This is a genomic window from Cellulomonas sp. P1_C4 (assembly GCF_056406355.1).
Genome location: NZ_JBFUAI010000024.1, coordinates 1 through 23,055, shown reverse-complemented (window position 1 = coordinate 23,055; position 23,055 = coordinate 1). Strand labels below are relative to the sequence as shown.

At 73.2% G+C, this 23,055-nt stretch carries 21 protein-coding genes and 2 pseudogenes; 11 read left to right on the top strand and 12 right to left on the bottom strand.

Going from position 1 to position 23,055, the window contains the following annotated elements:
- Positions 1 to 2 precede the first annotated feature (2 nt).
- Both AC1DYZ_RS17635 and AC1DYZ_RS17630 read left to right on the top strand, forming a co-directional pair.
- A complete protein-coding gene (locus tag AC1DYZ_RS17635) occupies positions 3 to 608 on the top strand; it encodes a S24/S26 family peptidase (RefSeq protein ID WP_477066425.1) in 606 nt (201 codons plus the stop codon).
- Entirely contained in the window at positions 605 to 1,447 is an 843-nt protein-coding gene (locus AC1DYZ_RS17630; RefSeq protein ID WP_477066424.1) for a hypothetical protein, read from the top strand. Before AC1DYZ_RS17635 ends, AC1DYZ_RS17630 begins: the two co-directional genes overlap by 4 nt.
- 10 nt (positions 1,448 to 1,457) lie before the next feature.
- Here AC1DYZ_RS17630 and AC1DYZ_RS17625 read toward each other — a convergent pair whose 3' ends face one another.
- Positions 1,458 to 2,255, bottom strand: coding sequence for an SGNH/GDSL hydrolase family protein (locus tag AC1DYZ_RS17625; RefSeq protein ID WP_477066423.1), 798 nt, complete (start codon positions 2,253 to 2,255; stop codon positions 1,458 to 1,460).
- Positions 2,256 to 2,269: 14 nt separating this feature from the next.
- Positions 2,270 to 2,947: a uracil-DNA glycosylase gene (locus AC1DYZ_RS17620; RefSeq protein WP_477066422.1), complete on the bottom strand. Its 678-nt coding sequence runs from the start codon at positions 2,945 to 2,947 to the stop codon at positions 2,270 to 2,272.
- A gap of 130 nt (positions 2,948 to 3,077) precedes the next feature.
- On the opposite strand from AC1DYZ_RS17620, the gene AC1DYZ_RS17615 reads away from it, so the two are divergent.
- The 3 genes from AC1DYZ_RS17615 (at position 3,078) to AC1DYZ_RS17605 (ending at position 4,401) form a co-directional block, all read left to right on the top strand.
- Complete coding sequence (locus AC1DYZ_RS17615; protein WP_456825372.1) at positions 3,078 to 3,386, top strand: DUF3263 domain-containing protein; 309 nt, start codon at positions 3,078 to 3,080, stop codon at positions 3,384 to 3,386.
- Positions 3,387 to 3,462: 76 nt separating this feature from the next.
- Positions 3,463 to 4,080: a LytR C-terminal domain-containing protein gene (locus AC1DYZ_RS17610; RefSeq protein ID WP_477066421.1), complete on the top strand. Its 618-nt coding sequence runs from the start codon at positions 3,463 to 3,465 to the stop codon at positions 4,078 to 4,080.
- A 117-nt stretch (positions 4,081 to 4,197) separates the two neighbouring features.
- Positions 4,198 to 4,401, top strand: a complete 204-nt coding sequence (locus AC1DYZ_RS17605) for a cold-shock protein (RefSeq protein ID WP_456825370.1) — start codon at positions 4,198 to 4,200, stop codon at positions 4,399 to 4,401.
- 56 nt (positions 4,402 to 4,457) lie between these two features.
- On the opposite strand, the gene AC1DYZ_RS17600 is transcribed toward AC1DYZ_RS17605, so the two are convergent.
- A complete protein-coding gene (locus tag AC1DYZ_RS17600) occupies positions 4,458 to 5,978 on the bottom strand; it encodes a glycoside hydrolase family 15 (protein WP_477066420.1) in 1,521 nt (506 codons plus the stop codon).
- Positions 5,979 to 6,231: 253 nt separating this feature from the next.
- On the opposite strand from AC1DYZ_RS17600, the gene groL reads away from it, so the two are divergent.
- Entirely contained in the window at positions 6,232 to 7,857 is a 1,626-nt protein-coding gene (gene groL / locus AC1DYZ_RS17595) for a chaperonin GroEL (RefSeq protein ID WP_456825368.1), read from the top strand.
- Between the two features lie 67 nt (positions 7,858 to 7,924).
- On the opposite strand, the gene AC1DYZ_RS17590 is transcribed toward groL, so the two are convergent.
- The 6 genes from AC1DYZ_RS17590 to AC1DYZ_RS17565 all read right to left on the bottom strand — a co-directional run bounded on the left by AC1DYZ_RS17590 (position 7,925) and on the right by AC1DYZ_RS17565 (position 13,400).
- Entirely contained in the window at positions 7,925 to 9,151 is a 1,227-nt protein-coding gene (locus AC1DYZ_RS17590) for a pyridoxal phosphate-dependent aminotransferase (protein WP_477066419.1), read from the bottom strand.
- Between the two features lie 68 nt (positions 9,152 to 9,219).
- Complete coding sequence (locus AC1DYZ_RS17585) at positions 9,220 to 9,495, bottom strand: DUF4031 domain-containing protein (protein WP_456825366.1); 276 nt, start codon at positions 9,493 to 9,495, stop codon at positions 9,220 to 9,222.
- 30 nt (positions 9,496 to 9,525) lie between these two features.
- Complete coding sequence (locus AC1DYZ_RS17580) at positions 9,526 to 9,816, bottom strand: WXG100 family type VII secretion target (RefSeq protein ID WP_477066418.1); 291 nt, start codon at positions 9,814 to 9,816, stop codon at positions 9,526 to 9,528.
- Between the two features lie 471 nt (positions 9,817 to 10,287).
- Positions 10,288 to 11,073, bottom strand: a complete 786-nt coding sequence (locus tag AC1DYZ_RS17575) for an HD domain-containing protein (RefSeq protein ID WP_477066417.1) — start codon at positions 11,071 to 11,073, stop codon at positions 10,288 to 10,290.
- A 45-nt stretch (positions 11,074 to 11,118) separates the two neighbouring features.
- On the bottom strand, positions 11,119 to 12,660 hold the full coding sequence (locus AC1DYZ_RS17570; protein ID WP_477066416.1) for a sensor histidine kinase: 1,542 nt from the start codon (positions 12,658 to 12,660) through the stop codon (positions 11,119 to 11,121).
- On the bottom strand, positions 12,657 to 13,400 hold the full coding sequence (locus AC1DYZ_RS17565; RefSeq protein ID WP_477066415.1) for a response regulator transcription factor: 744 nt from the start codon (positions 13,398 to 13,400) through the stop codon (positions 12,657 to 12,659). The genes AC1DYZ_RS17570 and AC1DYZ_RS17565 overlap by 4 nt, the downstream gene beginning before the upstream one ends.
- 191 nt (positions 13,401 to 13,591) lie before the next feature.
- Between AC1DYZ_RS17565 and AC1DYZ_RS17560 the strand changes: the two are divergent.
- A pseudogene (locus tag AC1DYZ_RS17560) lies at positions 13,592 to 14,170 on the top strand (type 1 glutamine amidotransferase); the annotation flags it as partial.
- 271 nt (positions 14,171 to 14,441) lie between these two features.
- Here AC1DYZ_RS17560 and AC1DYZ_RS17555 read toward each other — a convergent pair.
- Both AC1DYZ_RS17555 and AC1DYZ_RS17550 read right to left on the bottom strand, forming a co-directional pair.
- Positions 14,442 to 16,100 carry a DNA repair helicase XPB gene (locus AC1DYZ_RS17555; RefSeq protein ID WP_477066414.1) on the bottom strand — a complete coding sequence of 553 codons (1,659 nt, stop codon included), beginning with the start codon at positions 16,098 to 16,100 and terminating at the stop codon, positions 14,442 to 14,444.
- Entirely contained in the window at positions 16,097 to 18,505 is a 2,409-nt protein-coding gene (locus AC1DYZ_RS17550; protein WP_477066413.1) for a helicase-associated domain-containing protein, read from the bottom strand. Before AC1DYZ_RS17550 ends, AC1DYZ_RS17555 begins: the two co-directional genes overlap by 4 nt.
- Before the next feature lie 114 nt (positions 18,506 to 18,619).
- Between AC1DYZ_RS17550 and AC1DYZ_RS17545 the strand changes: the two genes are divergently transcribed.
- Positions 18,620 to 19,840, top strand: a complete 1,221-nt coding sequence (locus tag AC1DYZ_RS17545; RefSeq protein WP_477066412.1) for a M20 metallopeptidase family protein — start codon at positions 18,620 to 18,622, stop codon at positions 19,838 to 19,840.
- On the opposite strand, the pseudogene AC1DYZ_RS17540 reads toward AC1DYZ_RS17545, so the two are convergent.
- A pseudogene (locus AC1DYZ_RS17540) lies at positions 19,837 to 20,194 on the bottom strand (TraR/DksA family transcriptional regulator). The gene AC1DYZ_RS17545 and the pseudogene AC1DYZ_RS17540 sit on opposite strands and share 4 nt — an antisense overlap.
- 115 nt (positions 20,195 to 20,309) lie before the next feature.
- Here AC1DYZ_RS17540 and AC1DYZ_RS17535 point away from each other — a divergent pair.
- Genes AC1DYZ_RS17535 through AC1DYZ_RS17525 form a run of 3 tightly spaced genes read left to right on the top strand, consistent with a single transcriptional unit; the run spans position 20,310 to position 22,980 of the window.
- On the top strand, positions 20,310 to 20,693 hold the full coding sequence (locus AC1DYZ_RS17535; RefSeq protein WP_315098645.1) for a cold-shock protein: 384 nt from the start codon (positions 20,310 to 20,312) through the stop codon (positions 20,691 to 20,693).
- 2 nt (positions 20,694 to 20,695) lie between these two features.
- A complete protein-coding gene (locus AC1DYZ_RS17530) occupies positions 20,696 to 22,012 on the top strand; it encodes a DUF3027 domain-containing protein (RefSeq protein WP_477066411.1) in 1,317 nt (438 codons plus the stop codon).
- The gene (locus tag AC1DYZ_RS17525) at positions 22,009 to 22,980 is read left to right on the top strand and encodes a sacsin N-terminal ATP-binding-like domain-containing protein (RefSeq protein WP_477066410.1); all 972 of its coding nucleotides are present in this window, start codon (positions 22,009 to 22,011) and stop codon (positions 22,978 to 22,980) included. The genes AC1DYZ_RS17530 and AC1DYZ_RS17525 overlap by 4 nt, the downstream gene beginning before the upstream one ends.
- Positions 22,981 to 23,055: the final 75 nt, after the last annotated feature.

Here is a 23,055-nt window from a genome sequence, read left to right as displayed (position 1 = left end):
CCGTGTTCGACGCGGACACCGCCGCAGCACCCGACGCTTCTCGCGAGCGTCGGGTGCTGCGCATCGTCCGCAGTGCGGTTTTCTTTGGCGTCGTCGCCGTGCTTGCTCTGCTTCTGTGGCCTACCAGTCTGGGCGGATGCACCACCCTCACCGTCGTCTCCGGTCATTCGATGGAGCCGACGTACTACACCGGAGATCTCGTGATCGCTCGGTGCGGCGCACCCGCAGTCGGCGACATCGTGGTCTATCAGCCGGGCGAGATCCACGGGGCGCGCATCATCCACCGGATCATCGGAGGCGACGCCGACGCGTGGCAGCTCCAGGGAGACAACAACGACTTCGTCGACCCGTTCCGTCCTGGTGACGACGCAGTACAGGGCATTGCGCGCGTGCGCATCCCGAAGATCGCCATCCTGACCGGCCTCATGACGAGCCCGTTCGTCTGGGGTGGTCTTCTCGCACTCGGGCTGGCGATCTTGGCCTGGCCGCGTGACGACGACGACCTCGAGGCTGGCGATGACACCGACTCACAGCTCGCGGCTCGCAGGGCGGACGCTGAATATGCTCTCGACGCCGCTCCGCCGCTGGTTACGGAGAGGCGCGCGTGAACGACCTTCGAGTGGCCTGCAAGCGCCCGGGCGCGATCGTGCTGCTCGGCGCGGTCCTCATGGGTCTGCTGGGGCTCTCCGTCTCCAGTGCGTCGGCACTCTCGCTGAGCACCGGTAACCGCCAGCTCATCAGCAGCCAGACGCGCTGCACCTCCCAGACTGTCGCGGTGACCACCACGGCGACGACCACGACGGCGTCGAGTGTCACGGTGAGCAACGTCGACGTCACCCGCTGCGGGGGCCTGCCGATTGTCGTAGCGGTGTACGACTCGACCGCGGCCACCTGGGCGACGGCCAAGAAGTTTGAGGTCAGCGGCTCGGCGACGGTCGCATCAATAACGCTGCCCTCTCCCAGCGCGTCTTTCACGCCGACCGTCGCCCAAAAGGTCTACGCCACCATTGGTGGGTGGCCCGTCGCCGCGACGTGGACGTACACGCCGCCCACCGGTCCGGTGAACGTGTGCCAGGTGCGCAACGCCAGCGACGGGTCGCTCGACTCGACGAAGCCCTGCACCGTCACGGGTCCGATCAAGTCGGACTACTGGGGCAGCTCGGGCTCGGGCCAGGGGAACTTCCGCACCAACGTCAGCGCGCCCGGCATCCTCAACTCCCAGTACGTCTCGTTCACGATCACGCTCTCCGGCGCGCCGAGCTGGTGGTCGTGGTCCAACGCAGGACTCACGCGCATCAACAACTCCGGCGTGGTGACGTCGAGCTGTTCGACGCTCCCGACGGTGAGCGGGCGGCTCGGCGCGAACATCGGCGCTTCCCCGGACGTCTACGTCGACATCGTCGAGAACCGCACGGGGACGCCGGGACTGGTCTGCCAGGTCCCCTGAGCGGGTCCGATCAGTCCAGCGGCGTCAGCTCCGGCCGCTTCGGCACGCGCTCGTCGCCAGACGACTTCCCGCGCAGCCGCCGGGTCGCCCACGGGTAGAGGTGCTCGCGCACCCACGCGGCGTCCTCGCGCGCCTTCTGCATGCGCGGGGTGGGGGGCAGCGGCGTGAGCGGGTCGTCCCAGCCGGCGTCGTCGGGCTCGAGGCCGAGGCCGACGAGTGCCGCCTGCGCCACGCGGGCGTGCCCGTCGGTGGTGAGGTGGATGCGGTCCTCGGCCCACATGCGCCAGTCGCGCAGGGAGCGCATGCCCCACAGGTCGACGACGTAGGCGCCGTGCCGGCGGGCCATCGACCAGATGAGGGCGTCGTAGATGGCGACGCGGCTGCGGGTGGCCTTGACCAGCGGGCTGTCGGCGGCGTCGACGCCGGTGCCGAGCAGGACGTCGACGCCCGCGGCGCGCAGTCGCACGACCGCGGCCTCGAGGTTGCGGGCCATCCGGTCGATGTCGGCGGTGGGCCGCAGGATGTCGTTGCCGCCGCCGACCAGGCTCACGAGGTCGGGCTTCAGCTCGAGAGCCGCGGGCACCTGCTCGACCAGGATCGACTTGAGCAGCCGCCCGCGGATGGCCAGGTTCGCGTACAGCAGGGGCGACTCGCCGGCGGCCGCGCGGCGCTGCGCCAGGTGGGACGCCAGCAGGTCGGCCCAGCCGCGCTGCGGCGCCTCGCGGCCGTCCGGGTCGTCCCAGAGGCCCTCCGTGAACGAGTCGCCGATGGCGACGTAGCGGGACCAGCGGGGGGTGGAAGAAGTCACGACCACATTGTTGCTCAGGCCAGCGACCAGTCCACCGGGGCGGCCCCCTGCGCGACCAACAGCTCGTTGACCCGCGAGAACGGGCGCGACCCGAAGAACCCACGGCTCGCCGACAGCGGGCTGGGGTGCACGCTCTCGACGGTCGGGACGGAGCCGAGCGCCGGTTTCAGGGACTGGGCGTCGCGTCCCCAGAGCACCGCGACCAGCGGACCGCCGCGCTCGACGAGGGCCGCGATGGCCTGGTCGGTCACCGCCTCCCAGCCGCGCCGCCGGTGCGAGGCGGGCGCGCCCGGACGGACCGTGAGCACCCTGTTCAGCAGCATGACGCCCTGGTCGGCCCACGGGGACAGGTCGCCGTTGGTGGGGGGCGCGACCCCGACATCCGCGACTAGCTCCGTGAAGATGTTGGTGAGCGACCGCGGGAGCGGTCGCACGTCGGGCTGCACCGAGAACGAGAGCCCCATCGGGTGCCCGGGAGTCGGGTACGGGTCCTGGCCGACGACGAGCACGCGCACCTCCGCGAGCGGCCGCCGAAACGCGCGGAGCACGGCGTCGCCCGCGGGCAGGTACCCGTGGCCGGCCGCGACCTCGTCGCGCAGGAACTGGCCGGCCGCGCGGATCTGCGGCTCCACGGGGGCGAGGGCGACGGCCCAGTCGGGCGCGACGAGCTGGTCGAGCGGCGCGGCGTTCACGCCCGCGAGGCTACCGAGTGCGGCACACGGGCGACGACGCGCCGAGCGGAATGACACCTGTGTCATTACGGTCGTACGATACGGACGTCGCGCTGAGCGACGAGTTCAGCCGCGAGACACAGGAGGACGCATGGACGCCGCGACGATCGTCATCGGTCAGCTCCCGCAGCCCAGCAGCGCGCCACGTCCCGACGGTCTCTCCGAGCGCGACGAGCAGGTCCTCGCCTTCGAGCGCCAGTGGTGGAAGTACGCGGGCGCCAAGGAGTCGGCCATCCGTGAGCTGTTCGACATGTCGGCCACCCGGTACTACCAGGTGCTCAACGCGCTGATCGATGACCCGGCCGCCCTCGCGCACGACCCGATGCTGATCAAGCGCCTGCGCCGCATGCGGTCGTCGCGCCAGCGCGCACGCTCCGCCCGTCGCCTCGGCGACGCCTGACGCCCCTTCGTGACACGTCCCACGTCCGGCCACGGGTGGACCCGAGTTCACCGACCGAGCCGTTAGCCTGTCCGCCGTGAGCAAGGCGGAGTACTCCTACCCCGAGGACGAGTTCGACGTCCCCTCGAACCCTGACGTCCCCCGCGGGGTGCATCGCGCACCCCGGACCGCGTGGAGCAGGTGGTGGCCGTTCCTGCTCGTCCTGGTCGTCGCGCCGGTCCTCGCGTTCGCGGCCGTGAACTACGCGTCCCGCAACGGCGACCTCCCGTCGCTCCCCGGCACGTCCGACTCGCCGTCGTCGGAGGCCGACGACGGCGCGGCGACGCCCGACGACACCGCGAGCGACGGCGCCACCGCGCCGACGGACACCGCGACCGAGGCGCCGCCGGCCGAGACCGAAGCCGCTGTCGCGCCAGACCTGAGCACCCCGGTCGTGGTCCTCAACGCCGCCAAGATCTCGGGCCTCGCGGGCGACCAGGCCGCCAAGCTGACGGCCGCCGGGTTCACGGCCGTGACGACGGGCAACTTCACCGGCACGGCTCCGGACGCCTCCGTCGTCTACTACGCGGCCGAGGACCAGAAGGCGACGGCCGACCTGGTCGGCTCGACGGTCGGTGTCCCGACGGTGACCCTGTCGCCGACCGACGCGGGGACCGGCATCTCCGTGGTCCTCGCGACCAACCCGGACGCCTGACCTGCCCGACGCACCGGCCCCGAGACGACCCTGGTCGCCCGCGGACCGCTCCCACTAGGCTCGCGCGCACCAGGCGCCGGCGGAGCGCCCGGCACCCGGACGTCGAGGAGTTACGGCATGGCCCAGGGCATCGTGAAATGGTTCAACGCGGAGAAGGGGTACGGCTTCATCACCCCGGTCGGGGGAGGCCAGGACCTCTTCGTGCATTTCAGCGCGATCCAGTCGGACGGCTACCGCTCCCTCGAGGAGGGGCAGGACGTCGAGTTCGAGGTCGGTCAGGGCACCAAGGGGCCGCAGGCCGAGCAGGTTCGGGGCCTCTGAGCCCCGGTTGGTCCCGGACGGGCCGTGCACCGACCGGTGCGCGGCCCGTCGGCGTCTCAGCCGGCTCGGCCGCCCGCGCCGGCACCGGCGACGCCGCCGTCGAGCGCGTCCAGGGCCAGCAGCACGCACGCGGCGCTCCAGCCGAGGGGCGCGACCGCGGCGGGGGAGCCGTCCGCCAGCACCTTCTCGGGCAGGGACCCGGTCGCGGTGCGGTGGCTGTCGAGGAACGTGAGCCAGCCGTCGGCCAGCGCGGTGTCGCCGTTCTCGGCCGCCACCCAGGCGTAGAGCGAGGTCTGCGGCGTCCACGAGACGCCGTCGTCGCGCCACCCCGCGCCCGGGGCCAGCCCGTTTGCCGGTCGCACCATCGCCACGGCCGACTCACGCCACGCGTCCTGGACGTCGGGGACGGCCGTCGTGAGGAACGGTGGCAGCAGGAATGCCRTGGCGGCGTCCGCGTGCCCGCCGGCCGCGTACCGCGCGAAGCCGGTCGGCCCGAACGCGCGGATCACCGCGACCTTGGTCCGGATCGAGGCGTCGAACGCGGTCGCGGCGAGCGCGTGGTCGTCGGCCAGCTCGAGCAGGTGCGATGCCTGCTGCAGGCCCGCGACGAGGGGCGCGACGGTGCCCAGCGTGAGCGCGTCCTCGGGGACCTCCCAGTAGTCGGGCGACGCGGGGGGCAGGCCCCCGCGGCCGACGAGGTCGAGCACGTGGTGGGTGGACCGGGTGACGAGCGGGTGGAGCTGCTCGACGGCGGCGGCCCGCTCGGTGGGGTCGGTGATCTCGTCGACGACGAGTCCCGCCGCCCACAGCGACCAGCCTGTGCCGTCCGTCTGCACGCCGCGGTCGTCGGGCGGGCCGGAGCCGTCGGGCAGGTAGCGCGCCTGGAACGAGCCGTCCGACGCCTGGACGCGGTCGAGGAAGCCGAGGATCTCCAGGGCGTCGTCGACGTGACCGGTGCGCGCCAGGGCGACGGCGACGAACGACGCGTCGCGCGGCCACACGTACCGCCACTTGTCCGACCACCCCGCGACGGCCGCCCCACCCGGGAGCGTCAGGGAGTGCAGGTCCAGCAGGGCTCCGCGGGCCATGTCGTCGTAGGGGCCACCCGCTCCCGGGACGGTTCCCGACGCCAGCCACGCGCGCTGGCGCTCGGCCACGGTGGCCGCCGCCGGAGCCGTCGCGCCGTGGCCGGTGCCCACCTGCCCGCCCATGAGGCGTGTGAGCGTGGTCGCCGCGGGATCGACCACGCGGGTGCCCGCCAGGAACGTCACGTCGGTGCCGGCGGCCAGCGGTGCCCGCAGGCCGCCGGGGAGCGTGGTCAGGCCCTGGAGGTAGAGGGGGATGGTCGCGTACGCGGCGGGCTTGGCGGCGACGGTGGGGGGAGCGGGTGTCGCTTCCGTCGCCAGGGCGCCGGTGGGTGCGGTCGCGACGAGCGACGTCGTGGTGGCGACGAGCACGGCGACGGCCACCGCGGCACCGCCTCGTCGGCGGCGTGCGCGGTGCGCCCGGGGGATGCGCGGGGCCGACGCCGGGGCGCCGGCGACCGCTGCATCGACGTTGTCGCCGTGACGTTGCACACGCGCACGATAGTCGGAGGCCGCCCGGGCGACGGCCGGGCGGCCCTGCGACGACCTCGCCAGGAGTGAACGCTGCTTGCACTCTCGGGGGTCGAGTGCTAACCATTGGACTTAGCACTCTCCGGTGGAGAGTGACAGAATCACCCCGGCCGTCCGGTGAGGGCCGTCGCACGCGGGACAAGACCGCGGGTGGCGTGCCCGTCCGTCGCGGGCACCCTCGGCCGACCCGAACCCAGTGAAGGATCACAGCCCCATGGCCAAGATCATTGCCTTCAACGAGGAGGCCCGCCGCGGCATCGAGCGGGGACTCAACATCCTCGCCGACACCGTCAAGGTCACCCTCGGCCCGAAGGGCCGCAACGTCGTCCTGGACAAGAAGTGGGGCGCCCCCACGATCACCAACGACGGCGTCTCCATCGCCAAGGAGATCGACCTCGAGGACCCCTTCGAGAAGATCGGTGCGGAGCTCGTCAAGGAGGTCGCCAAGAAGACGGACGACGTCGCTGGCGACGGCACCACCACCGCCACCGTGCTCGCCCAGGCGCTCGTGCGCGAGGGCCTGCGCAACGTCGCGGCCGGCGCCAACCCCATCGCGCTGAAGAAGGGCATCGAGAAGGCCGTCGAGGCCGTCACCGCTGCTCTGCTCGCGCAGGCGAAGGACGTCGAGACCAAGGAGGAGATCGCCGCCACTGCCGCCATCTCCGCCGGCGACCAGGCGATCGGCGACCTCATCGCCGAGGCGCTCGACAAGGTCGGCAAGGAAGGCGTCATCACGGTCGAGGAGTCCAGCGCGCTGGGCCTCGAGCTCGAGCTCACCGAGGGCATGCGCTTCGACAAGGGCTTCCTGTCGGCGTACTTCGTGACCGACCCCGAGCGTCAGGAGGCCGTCCTGGAGGACGCGTACGTCCTGCTCGTCGAGTCGAAGATCTCGAACGTCAAGGACCTGCTGCCCCTCCTGGAGAAGGTCATCCAGGCCGGCAAGCCGCTGTTCATCGTCGCCGAGGACGTCGAGGGCGAGGCCCTGGCCACGCTCGTCGTCAACAAGATCCGCGGCCTGTTCAAGTCGGTCGCGGTCAAGGCCCCCGGCTTCGGCGACCGCCGCAAGGCGATGCTGCAGGACATGGCCATCCTCACCGGTGGCCAGGTCGTCTCCGAGACCGTCGGTCTCAAGCTCGACACGGTGGGCCTCGAGGTCCTCGGCACGGCGCGCAAGATCGTCGTCACCAAGGACGAGACCACGATCGTCGAGGGCTCCGGCGACGCCGCCCAGATCCAGGGCCGCGTCACGCAGATCCGTGCCGAGATCGAGAACTCGGACTCGGACTACGACCGCGAGAAGCTCCAGGAGCGCCTCGCCAAGCTCGCCGGCGGCGTCGCCGTCATCAAGGCGGGCGCGGCCACCGAGGTCGAGCTCAAGGAGCGCAAGCACCGCATCGAGGACGCCGTGCGCAACGCCAAGGCGGCCGTCGAGGAGGGCATCGTCGCCGGTGGTGGCGTGGCGCTCATCCAGGCCGGCAAGACGGCGTTCGAGGGCCTCAAGCTCGAGGGCGACGAGGCGACCGGTGCCGCGATCGTGAAGCTCGCGATCGAGGCCCCGCTCAAGCAGATCGCGATCAACGCCGGTCTCGAGGGTGGCGTCGTGGCGGAGAAGGTGCGCAACCTCCCCGTGGGTCACGGCCTCAACGCCGCGACCAACACGTACGAGGACCTGCTCGCCGCGGGCGTCAACGACCCGGTGAAGGTCACGCGCTCCGCGCTGCAGAACGCGGCGTCCATCGCCGCGCTCTTCCTCACCACCGAGGCCGTCGTGGCCGACAAGCCGGAGCGCAACCCCGCGCCGGCCGGTGGCGGCGGCGAGGACTTCGGCGGCGGGTTCTGATCCGCAGCTGATGCGCTGAACGCATCGGACGGGCCGGTCACCTTCGGGTGGCCGGCCCGTCGTCGTCCTACTGGCGGTAGCTCGACAGGAAGTTGCCCATGCGTTCGACGGCCTCCGCCAGGACGCGGGCCTCCGGGAGCGTGACGATGCGCAGGTGGTCCGGGGTCGGCCAGTTGAAGCCCGTGCCCTGCACCAGCAGGATGTGCTCGCTCACCAGCAGGTCGTAGACGAGGCGGGCGTCGTCGCGGATCTCGTGCACCTCCGGGTCGAGCCGCGGGAACAGGTAGAGCGCACCGTCGGGGCGGACGCAGTCGACGCCGGGGATTGACGTCAGGCCGCGGTACGCCACGTCGCGCTGCTCGTGCAGCCGGCCGCCGGGGGCGATGAGGGCGTCGATGCTCTGGATGCCGCCGAGCGCCGCCTGGACCGCGTGCTGCGCGGGGACGTTGGGGCACAGGCGCGTCGACGCGAGCAGGGTGATGCCCTCGAGGAAGCCCGTGGCGTGCTCGCGGGGGCCGGTGACGACGAGCCAGCCGGAGCGGTAGCCGGCGACGCGGTAGGTCTTGGACAGGCCGTTGAACGTCAGGCACAGGAGGTCCGGGGCGACCGTCGCCATGGGGATGTGCTGCGCGCCGTCGAACAGGATCCGGTCGTAGATCTCGTCGGAGAGCACGAGCAGGCTGTGCTCGCGCGCGATCGCGGCGATGCCCTCCAGCACCTCGCGCGAGTAGACGGCACCGGTCGGGTTGTTCGGGTTGATGACGACGATCGCCTTGGTCCGGGGGCCGACGAGCGACCGGATGTGCTCGAGGTCGGGCTCCCAGCCGGCGGACTCGTCGCACCGGTAGTGCACCGGAACGCCGTCGGACAGCGACGTCATCGCGGTCCACAGCGGGTAGTCCGGCGACGGGATGAGCACCTCGTCGCCCTCGTCGAGCAGCGCCTGCATGACCATCGTGATGAGCTCGGAGACGCCGTTCCCCAGGTACACGTCATCGACGTCGATCTCGGGGAAGCCGGGTTCGGTCTCGTAGCGGGTGACCACGGCGCGGCGGGCGGACAGGATGCCGCGCGAGTCCGTGTAGCCGTGCGCGTGGGGGATCGCGGCGATCACGTCGCGGACGATCTGGTGCGGCGCCTCGAACCCGAACGCCGCCGGGTTGCCGGTGTTGAGCCGCAGGATCGTGTGACCCTCGGCCTCGAGCCGGACGACCTCGTCCAGGGCGGACCCGCGGATCTCGTAGAGGACGTTCTTCAGCTTCGACGACTGGTCGAGCGGGCGCAGCGGCGGCATCTGTCGAGCGTATCGCCGGTGCCTGCGGCGTCGGTGGCGGGCGCTGGCCCGCGCCGGACGAGCGCCGGCTAGTGGTGTCGGCCGCGATCCCGCGCCGGCACGCGCAGCCCGGACGCCCGCAGGCGCGTGATCAGCTCCTTCGCGCTGACCAGCTGCGCCCCGAGCGCCACGAGCTCGTCGATCCGCTGGTCGGGCACGTCGTAGTGGTCGAGGTCGAACCCGCGGGGCGGGATGCCCGCCCGGGCCGCGAACGCGTGCAGCTCCTCGAGCGACGAGTCGCTGACCAGGTGGCCCCAGAGCATGCCGTGGTTGGGCCACATCGGCGGGTCCACGAGCACGGTCACGGCCCGAGCGTAGGCGCGCGTGGGACACGGTCACACGCTGAACAGCCGGGAGGCCTGCGACTCGGCCTCGGCGTAGGTCCGCGCGGCCGACTGCATCGCGGCCACGATCTGCTCGAGCGACGCGTCGAGGCGGGCCTCGGTGGCGGACCAGTCCGCCAGAACGCCCGTGAACGCGGTGGCGGCGGCGCCCCGCCACGACCCCTGCAGGTCGGCGAGCTGGCGGTGCATCGCCGCCACCTCGCTGCGGATGGTGCCGGCCCGCGCCTGCACGCTCGCCGCCGCCTGGGCGACCTGCGCGCTGTCGACCTCGTACCTGCTCATGGAGCCTCCGTGAGGGTGACGGCCGGGTGGTCCTGGCCGATGCGACGACGGTAGGAGGCCGCGGCCGCGCCGAAAGCGGCTCGAGGAGTTCGGTGGACCGTGGCGACGAAGCCCGGGGCTGTGGGCGGATCGGCAGCGCAAGTGGGCTGGTCCGTTGCGGCAGCGGCCCGCACGACCACGAGCCAGCGGGCATGCCGGCACCACAGCATCCAGAGCAGCGCACCACCGCCTCGGCGAGCGGCTCCGGCCCGGGTCGAGGGCACCGCTGCACCCCGACCCGGGACCGTCCATCACCCAGTCACCACAACCACCCGCAGCCCGACCAGAGACCCGCAAGGCGATGCACGCGAGAGCGCTCCCACAGGGTACGCGGCCCACCCCGCAGAAACTAGCCAGCCGCGAGACAACAACGTCCGAGCAGATGCAGGTCAGGGCCTACATCTGCTCGGACGTTGGGGGAGAAGCGGACGGTCAGGTGTGCGCGGCGCTCGAGCCCTCGGACGGGGTGCCGTAGCCCGCGGCGCCGGACGCGGCCGGGGCCTCGGCGGCGGCCGTCGCGGCGGCGGCGTCGATGCCGCGGAGCTCCTTCTCCAGCCGCTGCAGCTCGCCGGAGAGGTTCTGCCGGGCGGGCTCCTCCCAGGCGGCGCCGAGCGGGCTGACGAACAGCGACGGCCGCGCCAGGAGCTTGTGCAGGATGCGGACGCGGGCGCGCAGGTAGTCCTCGACGGGCAGGTGCGCGTACTCGGTGCGGATGTCCTGCACGTACGCCTTGTACTTCTGCGGCTCGGTGGCGAGCATCGCGAGGTCGGCGTCGCAGAGCACCGCGCAGTCGAAGTCCGCCGGGTTCGGGGCGTGGCGGACCAGGGCGACGACGAGGTCGTGCACGCGCTGAGCCCGCTTCTCGGGGACGCCGAGCGTGGTCAGCTCGTCGAACGCCAGGCTCGCGCTCGCGATCTCGTCCTCGCCGCCGCGGTTGGCATACGCCTTGCGGTCGGCCGCGTCGAAGATCGCCCCGTGGTACCAGGCGGCGAGCCGCACGATGTCGGGATCGTGGGTCTCCTCGACCAGCTCGTCGACGCGGCTGAGCACGTCGACCAGGTGCTTCAGGTTGTGGAAGGCCCGGCCGGGGGAGCCCCAGCGATCGACCAGCGCCTGTCCGGCGTCGCGAATCTGCTCGGTCGGGGCGGTGGCGCCGGCTCCGACAGCACTGCGGACATATGCGGACAACAACCACTGCGGTGCGTCATGGACGCCCATGAAGTTCAGCCTTACTCCGACGGTAGGAACCCGCCATGGTAGCCCTCAGACCTGGGCGCCATGCCCCGAAACGGGCGGCGGGACGGGAAGGGTGACCCGCACGGTCGTCCCCCCTCCGGGTGTCTGCTCCAGGCTCACCGTGCCGTCGTGCGCGTCGACGATCGCGGCGACGATCGCCATGCCGAGCCCGGCCCCGCCGGAGTCGCGGCCACGGCTGGCGTCCACCCGGTAGAACCGCTCGAACACCCGCGCGGCGTGCTCCGGGTCGATGCCGGGGCCGTGGTCGCGGACCTCGAGCGCGGCCTGCCCGGACGGCAGGGTCCCCACGGCGATCTCCACGGGGGTGCCGGGCGGGGTGTGCTGGACGGTGTTGCCGACGAGGTTCGCGAGCACCTGGCGCAGGCGCGACTCCTCGCCGACGACGAGGCACGGGCCGCCGGGGGCGCCATCGACGAGCGGCACCAGCCGGGTCGGGCGAGACGGGTCGAGGGCGTGCAGGTCGCTGACGGCGTCGGCGGCGAGCACGGTGAGGTCGACGGGGCCCATCTGCATGGGCCGGCCCTCGTCGACGCGGGCCAGCGCGAGCAGGTCCTCGACGAGCGCACCCATGCGGATGGCGGACTGCTCCACGCGGCGCATGGTGTCGTCGACCTGGTCGGTCGTGGTCAGCGCACCCATCCGGTAGAGCTCGCCGTAGCCGCGGATGGTGGCCAGCGGGGTGCGCAGCTCGTGGGAGGCGTCGGCGACGAACCGGCGCATGCGCGCCTCGGACGCGGTCTGCGCGCCGAACGCCTGCTCGATCTGGGCGAGCATCCCGTTGAGCGCGGCGCTCAGGCGGCCGACCTCGGTGTGCTCGGACGCGGCGGGCACGCGCTGGGACAGATCGCCGGCGGCGATCGCGGCGGCGGTGGTCTCGATCTCGCGCAGCGGCTTGAGCGACCGACGGACGGCCCAGGTGCCGGCGACCGCGCCGAGAATGACGATGCCGAGACCGCTCAGGAGCAGCACGAAGCTCATGTGCCGGACGGTGCTCTCGATGTCGCCGAGGGGAAGCGCGACGACGATCGATCCCGCGAGCGTGTCGTTCGAGTACAACGGGTACGCGACCGCGCGCCAGGTCGAGCCCGGTTGCGTCGAGCCGACGGTGTACGGGTCGCCCTCGATCTCGGCCGCCCGTTCCGAGCTCAGGTCGGGCACCTGCGGCGTCCCGTACCGCGTGACGGCCGAGGGAGAGATGTTGGTGTCCTCGTAGCCGTCGAGCTGCACGCGGACGTAGTAGTCGCTCGGCGCCATGCCGCTACCGAAACCGCGACTGAGGCGCTGCACGGTGCTCTGTGCCAGGTCCCCGCCCTCGGTCTGCAGCTTGCTGTCCACCTGGTCGACCAGGGTGCTCTCCAGCAGCGCGGCGCTCGTGGCTCCCGCCAGCACCAGGCCGACCGCGAGCAGGACCGTGACGATGCCGACGAGGCGCGAGACCAGCGTCGTGCCGGCCCACCAGTCGCGCAGGGCGCCGAACCGGCGGCGGCCGGGAGCGGCGGGTGCGGGCGCCGTCTCGCTCGGCTGCTCGACCACGACGTCAGCCGTCACGACGACTCGCGCAGCAGGTAGCCCACCCCGCGCTTGGTGTGGATCAGCGGGGGCAGCCGCCGACCGTCGGCGTCGTCGATCTGGTCGACCTTCCGGCGCAGGTAGGAGATGTAGGACTCGACGATGTTCGCGTCGCCGCCCCAGTCGTACTGCCAGACATGATCGAGGATCTGCGACTTCGACAGCACGCGGCCCGGGTTGAGCATGAGGTAGCGCAGCAGCTTGAACTCGGTGGGGGACAGGTCGACGGGGTGCCCGGCGCGGACCACCTCGTGCGAGTCCTCGTCCAGCTCGAGGTCGGCGTAGCGCAGGACGCTGCTGTCGTCGTCGAGACCCGGACGCGTGCGGCGCAGCACGGCGCGGATGCGGGCGACGACCTCCTCCAGGCTGAAGGGCTTGGTGACGTAGTCGTCGCCGCCGACCGTGAGCCCCTGCACCTTGTCCGCCGTGTCGTCGCGCGCCGTGAGGAAGAGGACGGGGACGTGCTGGCCCTTCTCCCGCAGGCGCCGCGTGACGGTGAAGCCGTCCATGTCGGGGAGCATCACGTCGAGCACGACGAGGTCCGGCTCGACCTCGCGGGCGAGCCGCAGCGCGGAGGCCCCGTCGGCGGCGGCGTGGACCTCGAACCCGGCGAACCGCAGCGACGTCGCCAGCAGCTCGCGGATGTTCGGCTCGTCGTCGACGACGAGCAGACGCGCCTCGGGGGTGCCCGACGGCGCGGTCGTGTGGGGTGTCGACATAGGCCGAGTCTGGCGCGGAAGCCTGGGAGTTCGCTGGGTGAACGCCGGACGGGGCGGGATGTCTGGTCTGTGACGACGCGCACGCGTGACAGATTCATCCGGGCGGCAAACATGGACGTCTGACCAGCAATCGGACAGATGGGTGGTCCGTTCGTTGCAGATCACCGGTTGCGCGGGAGTACCGTCTCCGCGTGACCACCCCCTTGCACGGCGGCCCTCGCCCGGTCGTCACCGTGATCCAGAGCTCCCCCGACGTCTCGCTCGACCGCTTCAGCGAGTGGCTCGGCGACGTCGAGCTGCGCCTCGTCGCGGCGTTCGCCGGTGAGATCGTTCCTGTCGCGAGCGAGGTCGGCGACGGCCTCGTCGTCCTCGGCGGCCAGATGTCGGCCTACGACGACGCGGCCGCCCCGTGGCTCCCCGAGCTGCGCGCGCTGCTGGCCGACGCGAGCACCCGGGGCGTCCCCACGCTCGGCATCTGCCTCGGCGCCCAGCTGCTCGCCGCCGCCCGCGGCGGTCGCGTGCAGGTCGCGGCCCCTCCCGGGCGCGAGACCGGCATCGTCGATGTGCGCTGGCGGCCCGAGGCGGTCGGCGACGCCGTCGTCGGCCCCGTGGCAGCGCTGGCGGACGACCGGTACCGCACCCCGCAGCCGAGCATGCACGCGGACGCGGTCGTCGACCTGCCCCGCGGCGCGGTCTGGCTCGCCTCGTCGGCGATGTACCCGTACCAGGCCTTCCGCGTCGGCTCCGCGTGGGGCGTGCAGTTCCACCCCGAGGCCGAGGCGGCGACGCTGCGCTCCTGGGCCGACGCGTACGACGATGTCGACACCGAGGCGGTGCTGTCCGCCTACGCCGCGCGCGAGGCCGAGGTGACGGCCGCCGGCCGTGCGCTCGCCGAGTCGTTCGCGGCCCACGTGCGCGCCAGCGCGCAGGAGCCCGTCTCCGCCTGRCCACGCACGACGGAGCGCCCGACCCTCGCGGGGGTCGGGCGCTCTGTCGTCCGTCAGTCCTTCGCTTGTGGGCGGACTGAGCCTGCGCTGCGGCTCAATCCTCCAGCTCGGCGGCAGTGTCCAGGTCCTCGGCGTCGACGATCGAGTACGCGTAGCCCTGCTCGGCCAGGAATCGCTGCCGGTGCGCGGCGAAGTCCTGGTCGACCGTGTCGCGCGCGACCACCGTGTAGAAGTGCGCGGTCCGCCCGTCGCCCTTGGGCCGCATGATCCGGCCGAGGCGCTGGGCCTCCTCCTGGCGGGACCCGAACGAGCCGGAGACCTGGATGGCCACGGACGCCTCGGGCAGGTCGATCGAGAAGTTGGCGACCTTGCTCACGACGAGCTTGGTGATCTCGCCGGACCGGAAGGCGTCGAACAGCCGCTGCCGCTCGTGCACGGTGGTCTCGCCCGTGATGAGGTCCGCGTCGAGGTGCTCCGCGAGCGTGTGCAGCTGGTCGAGGTACTGGCCGATCACCAGCGTCGGGTCGCCCTCGTGCTTGGCGACCAGCTGCTCGACCACCCGGTTCTTGCCGCGGGCGGTCGCCGCGAGCCGGTACTTCTCCTCCGGTTCGGCGATCGCGTAGGCCATGCGGTCGGCGTCGGGGAGCGTGAGGCGGACCTCGACGCAGTCGGCCGGGGCGATGTAGCCCTGCGCCTCGATGTCCTTCCAGGGGGCGTCGAACCGCTTGGGGCCGATGAGGCTGAACACCTCGTCCTCGCGGCCGTCCTCGCGCACCAGCGTGGCGGTCAGCCCGAGGCGCCGGCGGGCCTGCAGGTCGGCCGTCATGCGGAAGATCGGCGCCGGGAGCAGGTGGACCTCGTCGTAGACCACCAGGCCCCAGTCGCGGGCGTCCAGCAGCTCGAGGTGCGTGTAGACGCCCTTCCGCTTGGTCGTCAGGACCTGGTAGGTCGCGATGGTGACCGGGCGGATCTCCTTGCGGGCGCCGGAGTACTCGCCGATCTCGTCCTCGGTCAGCGAGGTGCGCTTGACCAGCTCGTCGCGCCACTGGCGGGCGCTGACGGTGTTCGTGACCAGGATCAGGGTCGTCGTCGACGAGCGCGCCATGGCACCCGCGCCGACCAGCGTCTTGCCGGCGCCGCAGGGAAGCACGACCACGCCGGACCCGCCGTGGAAGAAGTTGTCGACGGCGTGCTTCTGGTACGGCCGCAGGGCCCAGCCGTCCTCGTGCAGGTCGATCTGGTGAGCCTCACCGTCGACGTACCCGGCGAGATCCTCGGCCGGCCAGCCGAGCTTGAGCAGCACCTGCTTGAGGTGGCCCCGCTCCGAGGGGTGGACGATGACGTCGGTCGCGTCGAGCCGGGCGCCCAGCAGGCCCGCGGTCCGCTTCGACCGCACCACCTCGGCGAGCACGGCCGGGTCGAGCGCGTGCAGGACGAGGCCGTGCACCGGGTCCTGGACCAGCTGGAGACGGCCGTAGCGGGACATCGTGTCGGCGACGTCGACGAGCAGGGCGTGGGGGACCGGGTAGCGCGAGTACTCGAGCAGGACGTCGACCACCTGCTCGGCGTCGTGGCCCGCGGCGCGCGCGTTCCAGAGGCCCAGCGGGGTCAGGCGGTAGGTGTGCACGTGCTCGGGCGCGCGCTCCAGCTCCGCGAACGGGGCGATCGCGCGGCGGCAGGCCTCCGCCTGGTCGTGGTCGACCTCGAGCAGCAGCGTCTTGTCGCTCTGCACGATGAGGGGGCCGTTGGTCACGAAGTCTCCTGACGATCGTCTGCTGGTGCTGGTGCTGCCGCGCGGGTGACGGTGGCGATCCGGTGCACGGCCACCGTCAGCTCGGACTCGCGGGCCGTGTCGATGGCCCGCAGCCGGCCGCCCTCGACCCGCAAGGGACGCAGCAGCCGCCGTTGCGGGACGCCGTGCGAGCCGACCAGCTCCACCCACACCTCGGCCTTCTCGGCCGCCGCCTCACGCAAGAGCACCAACGCGTCGACGGGGTCGGCTGTTCCCGCCGGCAGCGGCGCGAGCGCGGGCTGGACGGCGCGTCGAGCGGGGAGGGGCGGGAGCGCGCCGGGCAGCCGCTCGACCTCGTCCGTCTTGCGTTCCTGCTCGGCCCGACGCAGCAGCGGCACGAGCGCGAGGAGCCGCTCGTCGCTCACGGTCTCCCGGGAGGCCGTCGGCGCGTCGGTGGTGCGACGACGGGCACCCGCGGTGGCCCGACGCCCGACGCGGCGCACGGTCGAGACGACGTGCACGACCTGTCCGTCGGGGCCTTCCGCGACGGGGGCCAGACCGTGCGCGCGCAGGGCGTCGATCAGCTCACGGACGGGCGCCTGCGCCGCCAGCACCGTCGGCGCGAGCCGGACCAGGCCGAGGGACGCCAGGCGCGGGTCCTCGGCGAGGCCCGCGAGGAGCGAGGGATCGTCGGCGCGCACGTAGCCGGACGCCGAGCCGACCCGGAGGCGGCCGTGGCGACGCGCGGCGTCCCGGACCAGGTACTCCAGCGGCTGCGGCACGCCCGACCGGGCGTGCGAGGCCAGCTCGCCGAGCAGAGCGTCGGCGGTGGAGCCGGCATCGAGGGCGCGGCGCACCGACTCCGGCGTGAACCGCACCGTGAGCGCGCCGCCGCGGGACTCGACGTGCGCGGTGCGGTCGAGCAGGTCTTCGAGCTCGGGACTCGGGCGCCCGGGCACGACGCCCGTGAGGTCTCCCTGGAGCAGGATCTCGTCGACCGCGGGCGGCAGCGCGGCCGCGAGGGCGTCGGCGGGGTCCGCGGGCTCGGCGCCGACCATCGGCGCGGTCTCCAGCAGCAGCGCGCGGCCGGCGTCGGACAACGCTCCCGCCCCGAGGATGCCCAGCCGGCCGGCCTCGACCAGGATCGCGTTCACGGCCGCCGACGGCGGGACCGACCGCGGCGTGCGCCAGCGCAGGATCGCCACCACGTGCGCGGCGTCGAGGGCGGTGCCCGGGGGCATCTCGGCCAGCACGTCGAGCACCGACCGGCGCAGCCGCGGCGCCCACGTGCGCTGCAGCTCGGGGTCGAGGGCCGCCCGCACGCCGCCGCGGTCGTCGCGACCGCCGACGAGCCACGGAGTGCGCAGCATCGAGCGCCAGGTGCGGGCCAGCGCCGCCCAGCGCTCGGGGACGTCGCGGACGGCCCACTCGTCGACCGCGACGGTCGGCGCGAACGACGGGTTGTCCTCGCCGTCGTCGGCCACGAAGGCGGCCGCGCCGGCCAGCTCGATGACGAACGCGGCCTCGGGCTCGTCGGTCTCGAGCGCCATCGCCACCCGGCGCAGCTCGCGCACCCCCAGACCGCCGCCGCGCAGCACCCCCGGCGGCGTGTGCTCCCAGAGGCGGACCAGGCGCGCGACGAGCAGGACGCTGCGCTCCCCGGCCGCCGCGGACTCGGCCGCGACCAGCGCGTGGTGCCGCACCGGGACGCCGTCGGGGACACCGGGCGGGAACGCCGGGGCCGGGTGCGTGCGGCCGCCCCGCAGCGCGAGCGCGACGGCCCGCGGCAGCACGACGTGGCGGGAGTCGCCGGGCAGCAGCAGGTGCCGGCGCAGCAACCAGTCGACGGCCGCGGCCGCCGCGGTGCTGTTGGATGGTGCGAGGCCGACGGGCGGACCCCAGAGCAGGGCGTCCAGGACGGGTCGAGCGCCGGTGGGGGCGGTGTCGAGGAGGGCCGGGAGGTCGGTGAGGTCCACGGGCTCCGGCGTCGCGCCCCGTCGGACGGCGATGTCGAGCGGCGCGAGGCCGGCGGGGTAAGGCCCGAGGATCTCGGCGAGGCCCGGGGAGGGCAGCAACGGCGCGTCGTCGTCGGGGGTGTCCGGGTAGACGAGGGTGCCGACGACCGCGAGCCGCAGCGCCCGCTCGACGAGCTCGATGCCGGCGTCGTCCGTGGCACCCAGCGCCGCGGGCAGGTCGGCGGCCGTGACGGGTCCCGGGTCCGAGAGCGCGACGACCGCCTCGAGCACCTGCAGCACGCTCGCGTCGACGCCGGCCAGCGCGCGCTCGAGGCTCGACCGGCTGGTGGCGCGGACCGCCAGCGACGACAACGTCGCGGGCGACGGCGAGGCCAGGTCCGGTCGGCTGCGCAGAAGCGCGACGAGCTCGTCGTCGCTGCGTTCGCGCAGGTAACCGGTGAACGTGGGCATCCGCACAACCTTACGTGGCGCTCGCGCTGAGCGGGTGGTTCAGTACTGACCGGTAACCGTCGGCACCTCGCATGTCTCACACGTCTCGCATGTCTCGCACCCGGAGGTCCGCTCGTGTCCCTGGCTCCCGACGTCCTCGCCGGCCTGCGCGCCGACGCCGCCGCGCAGCTGCCCCAGCTCGTCGCCCTGCGGCGGGCCCTGCACCGGACGCCCGAGATCGGCCTCGACCTGCCGGMGACCCAGCGGCTGGTCCTCGACGCGATCGAGCCGCTCGGGCTCGAGGTGCGCACCGGCGTCGGGCTCAGCTCCGTCGTCGCGGTGCTCCGCGGGGGACGGCCCGGCCCGGCCGTGCTGCTGCGCGGCGACATGGACGCCCTCCCCGTGACCGAGGACTCGGGCGAGCCCGTGACCTCGGAGAACGCCGGTGTCATGCACGCCTGCGGGCACGACCTGCACGTCGCCGGGCTGGTGGGTGCCGCCCGGCTCCTGGTGTCGCGCCGCGACGACCTCGCGGGCGACGTGGTCTTCATGTTCCAGCCCGGAGAAGAGGGCAACCACGGCGCCCGGCTCATGATCGAGGAAGGGGTGCTGGACACCGCCGGCGACCGGGTGGTCGCCGCCTACGGCCTGCACGTCATGTCGTCGATGCTGCCGACCGGTCTGGTGATCTCTCGCGCGGGCACCATGCTCGCCGCCGCGGACTCCGTCGTCGTCACCGTCCACGGCCGGGGCGGCCACGGCTCCATGCCGCACCTCGCCGCCGACCCCGTGCCCGTCGCCGCCGAGATCGTCCTGGCCCTGCAGGCGATGGTCACGCGCCAGTTCGACGTGTTCGACCCGGTGGTGGTCACTGTCGGCAAGATCGAGGCGGGGACGACGAACAACGTGATCCCCGCGACCGCGGTCCTCGAGGCCACCGTCCGCACGTTCTCCGAGTCGACCCACGCCGTCGTGCCCGACCGGTTGACCCGCGTCGCCGAGGGCATCGCGGCCGCGCACGGCCTGACTGCCACCGTCGACTACCAGCGCGGCTACCCGGTCACGTCGAACACGCCCGCCGAGGTCGACCGCGCGGCCGGCCTGGTTCGCGGGCTGTTCGGCGAGCAGGCCTACCGCACCGCGCCGCAGCCGATCTCGGGCGCCGAGGACTTCTCCTACGTCCTCCAGGAGGTGCCGGGCACCTACCTCGGGCTCGGCGCGACGCCGGTCGGCCAGGACCCGGCGACCGCGGCCTACAACCACTCCGCGCAGGCGACGTTCGCCGAGGAGTCGCTCGCCGTCGGCCCGGCCGTGCTCGCCGCGCTGGCGCTCGACCGGCTGGCGCAGGGGGTCTAAGAGACTCGTCGCGCGGCGCACGCCACGCACGTCGTCGCGGTCGGCCGCGCTTCCAGCCGGCCGTCGGGGATCGCGGTCCCGCAGACCTCGCACACGCCGTAGGTGCCGGCCTCCAGCCGCGCGAGCGCGAGCTCGACGGACACGAGCCGCTCCGACGCGTCGCGCGCGAGGGCGTCCACCTGCGCCCGCTCGAAGGCGATCGTCGCGCCCTCGGGGGTCGTGCTCGTCGTCGGCGTTGCTGTCCCGCGAGGCGTCGACGACCGCGCTGTGCTCGCGCTGGAGCGCGGCGAGGCGCGCGAGCGTCGTCGTCCGCAGCGACTCGAGCCTGTCGCGGGGGTCGGAGAAGGAGGTCATCTTTCGGTCCAACGCGCGCTGGCCATGCACCCTTCCGGGGTCTCGTGGGGTTTTCCCGTGCCGTGGCCGGTAACCTTGTGGCCAGTACGTCTTCTTCTCATGAACGGGGTTCACCGTGCCTACCGGCAAGGTCAAGTGGTTCGACACCGAGCGCGGCTTCGGGTTCATCGCCGGCGACGACGGCGGCGAGGTCTTCCTGCACGCGTCGGCGCTGCCCGAGGGCGTCACGGCGCCGAAGCCCGGCGCGAAGGTCGACTTCGGCGTCGCGGACGGCCGTCGCGGCCCCCAGGCCCTCTCGGTCAAGCTGCTGGACCCCGTGCCCTCTGTCGCCAAGGCGGCGCGCAAGCCCGCCGACGACATGGCCGTCATCATCGAGGACCTCATCAAGGTCCTCGACCGCGTCGGCAACGACCTGCGTCGTGGCCGCTACCCCGAGAAGGCTCGTGGGGTTCAGTACGCCGCCCTGCTGCGAGCCGTCGCGGACGACATCGAGGCCTGAGCATGCCTGCAGCAACCAAGGACGCGGTCCTCGGATCGGCCGTCGACCTGGCCCGCGAGGTCGCGGTCGGCCTCGCCGAGGACCCCTCCGACGTCGGCGACTACCTCGGTCTCGTGGTCGAGGGCGAGCGGCTGGTCTCCCACCGGTTCGCGTCTGCCGCGCGCGGCTACCGGGGATGGGAGTGGACGGTCACGGTCGCCCGCGTGCCGCGCGGTCGCACCGTCACCGTCTGCGAGGCCGAGCTGCTGCCCGGCCCCGACGCCGTCCTCGGCCAGGCCTGGCTCCCGTGGTCCGAGCGCATCCGCCCGGGCGACATCGGCCCCGGCGACGTCCTGCCCTTCAAGGCCGACGACCCGCGGCTCGAGCCCGGCTGGACCCCGACCGGGGACCCCGAGCTCGACGACGTCGCGATCGACGAGCTCGCCCTCGCCCGCGTCCGGGTGCTCTCGCCCGAGGGTCGCGACGAGGCCGCCGAGCGCTGGTACCGCGGCCCGCACGGCCCGACGAGCGCTGGCTCACTCGCCTCCGCCGCCGCGTGCGGCAGCTGCGGGTTCCTCGTGCCGCTGCAGGGTTCGCTCGGCACCGTCTTCGGCGTGTGCGCGAACCAGTGGTCGCCCGACGACGGCACCGTCGTGAGCGTCGACCACGGGTGCGGTGCGCACTCGGAGACCGACGCCGAGACGCCGCCGACCGAATGGCCCGACGCCGACCCCCTGATCGACGAGCTCAGCCTGGAGCTGGTCGATCTCGCCGCTCGGTCGGCTGCGGCTCCGGTCGTGGCTCGGGCCGACGCGCTGGTTGCCGACGAGCACGCAGCCGCGGAGGACCAGGCGCAGACTGCCGACGAGGCGCCCGCTGCCGAGAAGGTGACAGTTTTCGACGAGATCGCCGTTGCCGACGAGCCGCAGATTGCTGACGAGGCACCGGTCGACGAGGTACAGGTCGCCGACGAAGCGCCAGTTGCTGACGACGTGCAGGTCGCTGACGAGGCGCCGGTTGCTGACGACGTGCAGGATGCTGACGAGACAGCGACTGCTGGCGAGGTGCAGGTTGCCGATGAGGCACCGGTCGCCGACGCGTCGCAGGGGGCCGACGAGGCTCAGGTTGCTGACGAAGTGCCGGCCGACGATGCGTCGCAGGTTGCCGACGAAGCGCCGGTAGCCGACCACGAGGCAACGACTGCCGACGACGAGTCGCCGACGGCCGTCGACGTTCCGACCGACGGCCCGACGGTCGACGCGCCCGCCGACACCGCCACGCCCGGCTCGACCCCCGACGACGAGGACGCGCCCAGCGCCGTTCCCGACCCGGAGCCGTGACCGCTGACGCCTTCGGGACGGCCGCCCTGCGCGCGGCCGTCCTGGGGGCGTGGCGCTCGTCGCCGACGCGACTGCGCGAGGACGCGAACACGGAGGAGGACCACGCCCGCGGCTACTACCGCGACCGCGTGATCGTCGAGCTCGCGCAGAACGCCGCGGACGCGGCCACGCGCGCGGGCGTCCCGGGCCGGCTGCTGCTGCGGCTGGCGCGCACCGACGACGACGGCACGGTGCTCGTCGCCGCGAACACGGGCGCCCCGTTGGACGCGGACGGCGTCGCGTCGCTGGCGTCGATGCGGGCGTCGGCCAAGCGCGACGAGCCGGCGTCGCGACGGACGGTCGGTCGGTTCGGGGTCGGGTTCGCCGCGGTGCGGTCGGTGGCCGACGAGGTCTCCGTGCTCAGCACGACCGGCGGCATCCGGTTCAGCGCGGCCGACGCCGCCGAGCTGCTGGCCGAGGCGGCGCTCGACAACGACCCCCTCGCCGACGAGGTCCGCCGCCGCGACGGCTCCCTGCCGGCCCTGCGGCTCCCGTTCCCCGCGGAGGGCCCCCCGCCCACCGGCTACGACACCGCGGTGGTGCTCGAGCTGCGCGACGAGGTCGCCGCCGACGAGGTCCGCTCGCTCCTGCGCGATGTCGGCGACCCGCTGCTGCTGGCCCTCCCGGGCCTGGTCGAGATCCTGGTCGACGACGAGACCGGCCCGTCCCGCCGGATCGCGGACGTCGCCGATCGCTGGACGGTCGCGACCGGCGAGGGCGAGCTGCCCCTCATGCTCATGGCGTACCGCCCGGTCGAGGAGCGCGCGGCTCGGGMGTGGCGGGTCACCTGGGCGCTGCCTCGCGGCGATGCGCCGCTGACCCGAGCCGACCAGGTCGTGCATGCGCCGACCCCCACCGACGAGCCGTGCAGCGTCCCGGCGAGACCGCCTGCCATCAGTGCTCCCTGGATCGTCGGGCCAGAAGGGTGATCCTGACACAGCGGCAGAGTCGCCGAGATACGCTCCCGGCACCCGACCGGAGGTCTGCCGTGCCCACCGATGACG